5 protein-coding genes and 1 pseudogene are annotated in these 4,140 nt (G+C 42.1%); all 6 read left to right on the forward strand.

Annotated features, from left to right (window positions below):
- Positions 1-129: 129 nt before the first annotated feature.
- Positions 130-726, forward strand: a complete 597-nt coding sequence (locus tag AC4ED1_RS14425; protein WP_490939824.1) for a DNA-methyltransferase — start codon at positions 130-132, stop codon at positions 724-726.
- 114 nt (positions 727-840) lie between these two features.
- On the forward strand, positions 841-1,230 hold the full coding sequence (locus AC4ED1_RS14430) for a hypothetical protein (protein ID WP_490939816.1): 390 nt from the start codon (positions 841-843) through the stop codon (positions 1,228-1,230).
- A gap of 242 nt (positions 1,231-1,472) precedes the next feature.
- On the forward strand, positions 1,473-2,282 hold the full coding sequence (locus AC4ED1_RS14435) for a recombinase family protein (RefSeq protein ID WP_490939818.1): 810 nt from the start codon (positions 1,473-1,475) through the stop codon (positions 2,280-2,282).
- A gap of 27 nt (positions 2,283-2,309) precedes the next feature.
- Complete coding sequence (locus AC4ED1_RS14440) at positions 2,310-2,480, forward strand: hypothetical protein (protein ID WP_490939820.1); 171 nt, start codon at positions 2,310-2,312, stop codon at positions 2,478-2,480.
- A 402-nt stretch (positions 2,481-2,882) separates the two neighbouring features.
- Entirely contained in the window at positions 2,883-3,710 is an 828-nt protein-coding gene (locus tag AC4ED1_RS14445; protein ID WP_490939822.1) for a replication initiation factor family protein, read from the forward strand.
- Between the two features lie 33 nt (positions 3,711-3,743).
- A pseudogene (locus AC4ED1_RS14450) lies at positions 3,744-4,140 on the forward strand (hypothetical protein); the annotation flags it as partial.

Raw genomic sequence — 4,140 nt, forward strand, 5'->3', positions numbered from 1 at the left:
AACGTTCCCTATTATGGAGGTTTGCTACTATGATTTACAACATCTACAATATGGATTGTATAGAGGGAGCAAGAATTTTTTTGGGCGATGACTCCGTTGACCTAATTGTTACTGATCCCCCCTTACAACTTGGGTTTCGGCGGCACGACACAGACTCGAACAAAGAAGCCAAGGTTCGACATTATTGTAAATGACCATCTTTCACATCGCGAATACCAAAGGTTTACATTACAATGGTTGCGTCAAGCATATCGTGTACTGAAACCTGGGCGGCATATTTATGTGTTTATTGACTGGAGAATGTATCCTTATATGGCTTTGTGGATGAGACACATCGGCTTTTCCGTTAAAAATTGTATCGTTTGGGATAAAGAAAAAATGGGACTCGGATGGCAGTACAGGTTTCAACATGAGTTTGCCATTTTTGCGACAAAAGGAAAGGTACGAGCCAGGAGGATAAGCAGTCGCTCAATTGCGGACATTTGGAGAGTACACCGGATTTGCGGGAACAAAACTATTCACCCCACCGAGAAACCGGTTGAACTGATGCACAGGGCGATACTTAATAGCAGTGAACCCGGAGAGCTTGTGGTCGACTTTTTTCTAGGTGTGGGGCCTGTGGCCGAGGCGGCATTAAAGAACGATAGGCGATTAATGGGATTTGAAATAGATTCCAAGTATTTCGCTCTTACTCAAGAACGAATACTCCGCCTTTTAAACGGGTAAAAATAGATTGCTATCTGCAGTATACTCACAATTTCCCCTCGCTTCAGAAGGAATATTCCTGTTTGAGTGGTATATAGTTCCATATAAAATGTCATTCAAAGTGAGGAATATGGAATGAATAAGATGCTGAACAGAACCAGGATGTTTGTAGCTTCAATTTTCTTACTCTCAAGCGTTTTAATAGGATGTTCTGATGACCAACCTTCTAAAACTACATCTACAAACAAATTGGTTATCGCAGGACAAAATGCCGTATTAAAAACCGGTGGGATAGTAGCTACGTCAAAAGAAAATTTTGACCTCCTTCTCAAATTTGTGAATGCTAACAATAAAAAGGCTATTGAAGAGATGGTGTCAAAGGGAGAAATTGTGTTGCCTGAAGAGGGCGCAAAAGTAACCGTTTTGGATCGGAAATCGGGAACTGCACAAATTGAAATTAAAAGTGGGATTTATACGGGGACAAAAGGATATGTTTCTGTAGAGTTGCTTACACCGGAAAACTAAAGGTGTAACCTTCGTTAGGGACCAGGAAGAACTGGTTCCTTATTTTTATACAGAGTTTTATGCAACGGCTTTTCTCAAATTCCGTGAGATTTTTTCGCAAAAGCCGTGAGATGCTACACTTGTGTGCCGAAATATTTATTAAAATCCTTTTGTTATGGTGTATTAAGGCGAATATTCGTAAAAGGAATTGTAATTTCCTTAATCTGGGTCGTATAGTGTTTACAAAAAAGGAGGCACTGGACGTGGGTAACGTGACAATGAAGAAAGTGGTTGGATACGCTCGTATTTCTTCAGATAGCCAGATCGAGAATACTTCCATAGCGGAACAGGTAAAAAAGATTGAGGCGTACTGTATTAGCCAAGGTTGGGAACTGGCAGGAATTTTTAAGGATGAAGGTGAAAGTGGTAGTACGACCGAACGAGACGGATACAGGCACATGATGCGATATGTTCAGCAGGCTGAAAATGAAGTGACGGGAATTGTCGTGGTGAAGGCAGACCGTATACACAGAAGGTTGAGAAACTTGATTTTATTGATAGAGGATGAACTGGAACCGAAAGGAATTGCCTTCATTAGCGTATCGGAAAATTTTGATACTTCTACACCGTCGGGAATGATGTTCCTGCAAATGATAGGCTCTTTTTCAGAGTTTGAACGGAAGACTATTAATGAGCGGACAAAAGGCGGACGAATTGCCACTGCCAAGGGAAATAAATATGCTGGCGGCGCACCTGCCTATGGGTATCGGGTACAAAATGGTGTGATTATCGTAGACGAGCAACAAGCAGAAACGGTTAAGAACATATTTCAACTTTATGTTGATGGGAATAATCCATACAAAATCGCTTGCAGGTTGAACCGAGCAGGCATACCAACCAAGACAGGGAAGGCTTGGACAGTTGTGCAGGTACAAAACATTTTGAACAACGAGACGTATACAGGCTTCAATATGTACAACGGGCTAAAGGAGCGGAACGGCATTCGGCAGAAAGACGTATTTCCCCGAATCATTAGCCGCCAGTTGTGGAATAAGGCTAGACAGATAAGCTGATCGAAAGAAAGATGGGAGGATGAGCAGATGAGTGAATCCAATCAGCCGACGATGATGCGTTCAGATGACTACAATGAACTGATTGACATGGCATTATCAACGAAGGACAAGGATTGGTTTGAGGAACTACAAAAAAAGCAAAAGCGCCTACGAGAAATGGAGATAGAGATGCGTCGGATGCTTGGCGTTATCGACTAGGAAACTGGAAGGCTATACGCAGACCAACGAGAACCGGGCGAGATGACATTTTCTTGGGAGCATACCATAAATGACACCGAGCCAGGGAGAAATTAACGAGAGCGAACCTTCTCATAGGGGCAGAAATCCTTATTGACTCTAATCAACCCATGTGTCATAATATTTGCACAGTATTCGATTGTGGTTATGGGATACTGCTAACTTGCCCAAACTTTGAAAGCTTATAAAACACACGCTTAAAGCACTTGGAAAACACTTTTATTGGTGATTTCAAGTGCTTTTTTTGCGTTTTTCACACGTTGAAAGGCAAGGTTTCCGATAATTACTTAATTAGTCGAGTAAGTCTTAAAAAATACGAATCGTAGTCAGTAAAAAGCTAGTGATAACGGAGGGCAGCAGGCGATGAAAGCGAAGGTATCCATCGACAAATTCGTGCTGGAATATACAGATGTGCCGCTAAGCGTTTACTATGCTTTAGTGAGCAAGGCAGTTAAACGCGGTGAATTGTTCAAACAGAAATTTAATTATCAGGGGTACGGGTATCAATTACATCTATGGAAGCGAAACGGTGCTTATTTGCATGTGTTTTATAGAAACTGGAGTGAGCCGGAAGGCATGTCATACACGTTGCGGCTAGAAACAAGACCTGAGTATTACTTTTATTTTAAAGAATTGCTGGATGCTCTGCGCCGCGTTGCAAGCTCTATTTATTTTGTTAGCAGTGATGTGGCATACGATGTAAAGACCTCAATGGATAATGTAGTGGTCTTTCCCCAACATGGCCGACGAAAAATGACAGAATTCAAAGGGACACGTTACTTCGGAAAGAAGGAGCAGCGGAAGACGAATGGTCATTGCAAGATATATAACAAGCAATTGGAATTGTTAGAGAATCAAAACATTGTGATTGACCACGAATTGACCCGAATAGAGATCGTTTACAATCCAGAGAAAAGGATACCGTTAACAGATTTGTTGCATCATCCACCTGAGCAAAACAAGCAATACTTTGGAGCAGTGATTACGGACTGGAATAGCCTACCGAAGAAAAGAGCAGAACAGGTGCGTCAATTAAGAGATGGAGTAGAGATTGAAAAGAAGAAGGATTGGTACACACGGAAAGTAGTAAAAGAAACCCTTGCTCCCTCGTCTCAAGTGGATTTCAACGAGTTAGCAAGGGAAGCATGGAAGCCGCTGTTAGAAGAACTATGTGGGTTATTGCTTGGGTAGCAGGAACCACAAGTTCAAGAGCGACCGTTACAAATGGCAGTAACAAATACAGTATACGATGAACCCAAGAAAGAAAACGACAGAAAAAATGAGAATTGTGCAGCTTCTGGAAAATGGTGTCACCAGCGATTGGAGGAGCAAAGCATTGCGATTGACCACAAGTTAAACCGCATTGAGATTGTACATAACTTTGACGAGAAAATCTTGCAGTCGGATGTGGACAAGTATCCTCCAAAGCAAAACGAGAAACATTTTGAGTCGGTGGTACTAGACTGGAGTAAAATTTCTAAGAAACGGTCAGGACAGGCCCGCAACATGAGAGACGGAGCCGACATGTACATCCATCATATACGAGAAAGGGTAAGAGAAACCCTTGCTCACCCGTATTACGTTGATTTCAACTGGTTGGCAAGGGAACAACGGGGACAGT

It is taken from the genome of Effusibacillus sp. SKA8, from assembly GCF_058273125.1.

Excerpts from the sequence above, each read along its gene's own strand:
- AC4ED1_RS14430 (WP_490939816.1), top strand. The coding sequence starts at position 841 with ATGAATAAGATGCTGAACAGAACCAGGATGTTTGTAGCTTCAATTTTC.
- AC4ED1_RS14440 (WP_490939820.1), top strand. The coding sequence starts at position 2,310 with ATGAGTGAATCCAATCAGCCGACGATGATGCGTTCAGATGACTACAAT.
- AC4ED1_RS14445 (WP_490939822.1), top strand. The coding sequence starts at position 2,883 with ATGAAAGCGAAGGTATCCATCGACAAATTCGTGCTGGAATATACAGAT.